The sequence below is a fragment of the Inquilinus limosus MP06 genome, from assembly GCF_000767795.1.
Lineage (GTDB): Bacteria > Pseudomonadota > Alphaproteobacteria > DSM-16000 > Inquilinaceae > Inquilinus > Inquilinus limosus_E.
This window is the reverse complement of the sequence record NZ_JANX01000616.1, coordinates 1-3,580: the sequence shown is the minus strand read 5'-3', so window position 1 is coordinate 3,580 and position 3,580 is coordinate 1. Positions and strand designations below refer to the sequence as shown.

The window sequence follows — 3,580 nt, the reverse complement described above, 5'->3', positions numbered from 1 at the left end:
CAGGCCGGCGCCGTGCCCTTGGCCGTCATCTGCGCCCGCAGCGCCTGGTCCAGGATCGCCTGCTGCGCCAGCCCGAGCCCGGCGACGTTGTGGTTCTCGCCGGGATCCTCGGCCAGGTCGTACATCTCCCAATCCGCGTCGGACCAGCCGGAGGACGGGCTGGTGACCGTGTCCAGATAGACCGAGTACACCCAGTCCTTCGACCGGATCGTGCGGATGACGCTGGGGCCGCTGCTGCCGTGCAGGTCGTCATAGGTGAAGTGGACATACTCCTGGCCCGTCGCCGCGGGGTCGTTCAGCACGGGGCTGAGATCGGCGCCGGCGAAGCTGCCGCTGAAATCCCCGGCCACGCCGAGCAGGCTGGCCAGGGTCGGGGCCAGGTCGACGGTGCTGGCCAGCGCCTCGGTGGTCTGAGGCGTGGGCCAGGCGACCGGGTTCGAGAATACCAGCGGCACGTGGATGCACTGGCCGTAGGCGTTGACGAACTTCTCGACCAGCCCGTGCGCCAGCCCCATCTCGCCATGGTCGGCGAAGCGGATGATCAGCGTGTCCTGGACCTGGTCCCGGGTCATCGTCCCCAGGATGGTGCCGATCTGCCCGTCCACATACTGCATCAGATAGGCGTAGAAGTTCGCCAGATCCTGCGGCCTGGCCTTCTTCGCGGCCTTCGAATCCCAGGAATAGAAGCTCTGGCCGCGCGGCATCGCCGCCGGGGTCTCGTCGATGTTGTCCGGCAACGGCACGTCCAGCGACCGGTACTCGGCCCTGTCGTAGTATTCGCCGTCCTGGGCCTCGTAGCCGAGATGGACGTCGTGCGGGTTGACCAGCGAGACCACCAGGCACCACGGGCCGGCCGGCGGATCCGCCAGGAAGGCCTGGGCATTGCCGACATAGCGCTGGTCGTTCCGGTTGTACTCTGTCGCCCCCCTGGTGCCGCCGCCGAGATAGCTGGCGTTCAGGGTGATGCCGGCATCCGGCGGGTCCCAGGCCACCGTGCCGCCGCCGGCGCTGTAGGGCTGGAAGCCCCATTCCGACAGGGTGGTGCCGGGCCCGCCGGGCTCCTGCGAGCCCAGCAGATGCCATTTGCCGATCCAGTAGCAATCGTACCCGGCCTGCCCCAGCACGGTGGCGAGGTTGGGCCGGGTGGCGGGCGGCGGCAGGGTCGACCCGCCGGTCGTGGTGCAGCCGGTGACGATCGGGTACTGGCTGGTCAGGAAGGTGGCGCGGCTCGGCGCGCACATGCAGGCGCCGGTGAAGGCGTGGTCGAAGCTGAGGCCGTTGGCCTGCAGCGCCTGCATCGCCTTGAGCTTCCCGGCCAGGGTGGCGCGGTAGCCTTCCGGCCATTCGGAGATCGCGCGCTCCTGGTCGGTGATCAGGATCAGGATGTTGGGCTTGTGGCCGTTGGCGAACAAATCGCTGATGGGCATGGCGTCGCTCCGGGTTCGGAAATGGACCGGCCGCGCAGGGCGCGGATCTGACGATGCGGATCTGAAATGGTCTTCGAGCAATCGGCGCGGGCGAGTCGCCCCGCCCGGCGATGGGAATGATACCCCAGGAGGGGCGCCGGGGGATCAGGGAAGCGTCAGGGGGCCGGCAGGAGGGGGGAGGGGGCCGGCAGCGCCGCGGCGTCCTGCGCCAGGAACTCCCGCGTGATCGCCACCGCCTCGGCCAGGCCGATGCGCTGCACTTCGACGCCGGGGGGGAAGGCGGTGCACAGCCGGGTCGGCATCATCGGGTCCAGCAGCACGAAGACGCCGCGGTCGTCGGCCCTTCGCACCAGCCGGCCGAAGGCCTGCTTCAGGCGGAAGCGGGTCTGCATGTCGCTCCAGCGCTGCTTGCCGAAATGCAGGCCGCGGGCGCGCGACAGGATGTCGGGGCGCGGCCAGGGCACCCGGTCGAACACCATCAGCCGCAGCGCCCGTCCCGGCACGTCGACGCCGTCCCGGACAGCATCCGTGCCCAGCAGGCAGGCATCGGTCTCGCCGCGGAAGATGTCGATCAGCGTGCCGACATCCATGCCGTCGAGATGCTGGGCGTAGAGCGGCAGTCCGGCCGCCTGCAGCGCCGGGGCCAGCGCGTGGTGCACCGCGCGCAGCCGGCTGACCGCGGTGAACAGGCCCAGCGCGCCGCCGCCGGCCGCCAGGAACAGCTCGCGATAGGCGGCGCCGACCTGCTCCAGGTCGTCCTTGCGCACGTCGCGCACGATCAGCACCCGGGTCAGCGAAGGATAGTCGAAGGGCGAGGCCACTTGGGCGCGGATCGCCGGCCGCGGCAGATGGCCGGCGCCGGTCCTGTCCTCCGCCGCGCGCCAGTCGTCGGGGTTGTCGCCGGCGCCGTCGGTCAGGGTGGCGGAGGTGACGACGACGCCATGCGCCTGCCGCACCAGCGCGTCGACGAAGGGCCGGGTCGGGTCGACATAGTGGCGGTAGAAGCCGAAATCGAGCTCGCGCCCCTCCACCCGCTCGACCCCGAACCAGTCGACCAGCCAGGGCGGCGTCGGCTCGGACAGTGAGGTCAGCATGGCCCGCCAGCCGCCGATCTCCATCTTCGCGCGGCGGTCCAGCGACCGGGCGGCGGCGTCCAGGCGCTGGCGCTGGTTCGGGTCCAGCGACACGGCCGCCTCGTCGAGATGCTCGCGGAACGCCTTCGCCAGCGCCTGCAGCGGCGCCTGCAGCTCGGCCAGGGCGACGTCCAGCGCCAGGGCGGCGTCGACCAGCCCCTCCACCGGATCATTGGTGTCGCATTCCAGGCTGTAGGGCCCGTCGGCGCCCTGGGCGCGGGCATAGACCTGGGTGCGGGTCAGGGCCAGGAAGCGCTCGGCGGGTCCGCGCGGATCCTCGGCATGGATGCGCTTGCCCCAGCCGGGGCCGGGCAGGGACCGGGCGGCGCGCTCGATCTCGTCCAGCGCCGCCAGCGCCTCCTCCCCCGGCAGCAGGTCCTCCACCCGGCGGCGCAGCCCGCGGCCGCGGCTGGCCCGGCGCCCGCCCTCCTCATGGCCCAGCAGCCAGCGGCGCAGATCGGTGGCCTCAAGACCCGTCAGGTGGCCGCCGAAGGCGGAATCCGCCGCCTCGAACAGGTGGTGCCCCTCGTCGAAGACGAAGCGGCTGGGCGCGTCGCGGTCGTCCACCCCGCCCTGCGCCGCCTGGATCATCACCAGCGCGTGGTTGGCGATGACGATCTGCGCCTTGCGGGCCCGGCGGATGCCGCGCTCGATGAAGCAGCGGCTGTAGTGCGGGCAGCCGGAATGGATGCATTCGCCGCGCCGGTCGGCCAGGGCCAGGCTGTTCGGCCGGCCGATGATGTCGGCCAGCCAGCCGGGGAAGTCGCCGCCGGTCAGGTCGCCGTCGCGCGTCGCCGCGGCCCATCGCGCCATCAGCCCCAGCGGCACGGCGTCGCGCGGGTTCAGCGACAGGCCGCGCACCGCGTCCTCGTAGTTCAGGAGGCACAGATAGTTCTCGCGCCCCTTGCGCAGCACCACCTGGCGGGCCTTCAGCACCGGGTCCGGGAACAGCCGGTCCATCTCGCCGTCGATCTGCTGCTGCAGGTTGCGGGTGTAGGTGGAGACCCACACCGGCGCGCC

At 71.7% G+C, this 3,580-nt stretch carries 2 protein-coding genes; both read right to left on the bottom strand.

The window, feature by feature from the left end; translation table 11 throughout:
* Positions 1-1,427, bottom strand: a 1,427-nt coding sequence (locus P409_RS29530) for a sulfatase-like hydrolase/transferase (protein WP_034846832.1), incomplete at its 3' end; no start/stop codon positions are given.
* Between the two features lie 155 nt (positions 1,428-1,582).
* The coding region (locus P409_RS29525) for an ATP-dependent DNA helicase (protein WP_052121552.1) at positions 1,583-3,580 on the bottom strand (1,998 nt) is incomplete at its 5' end.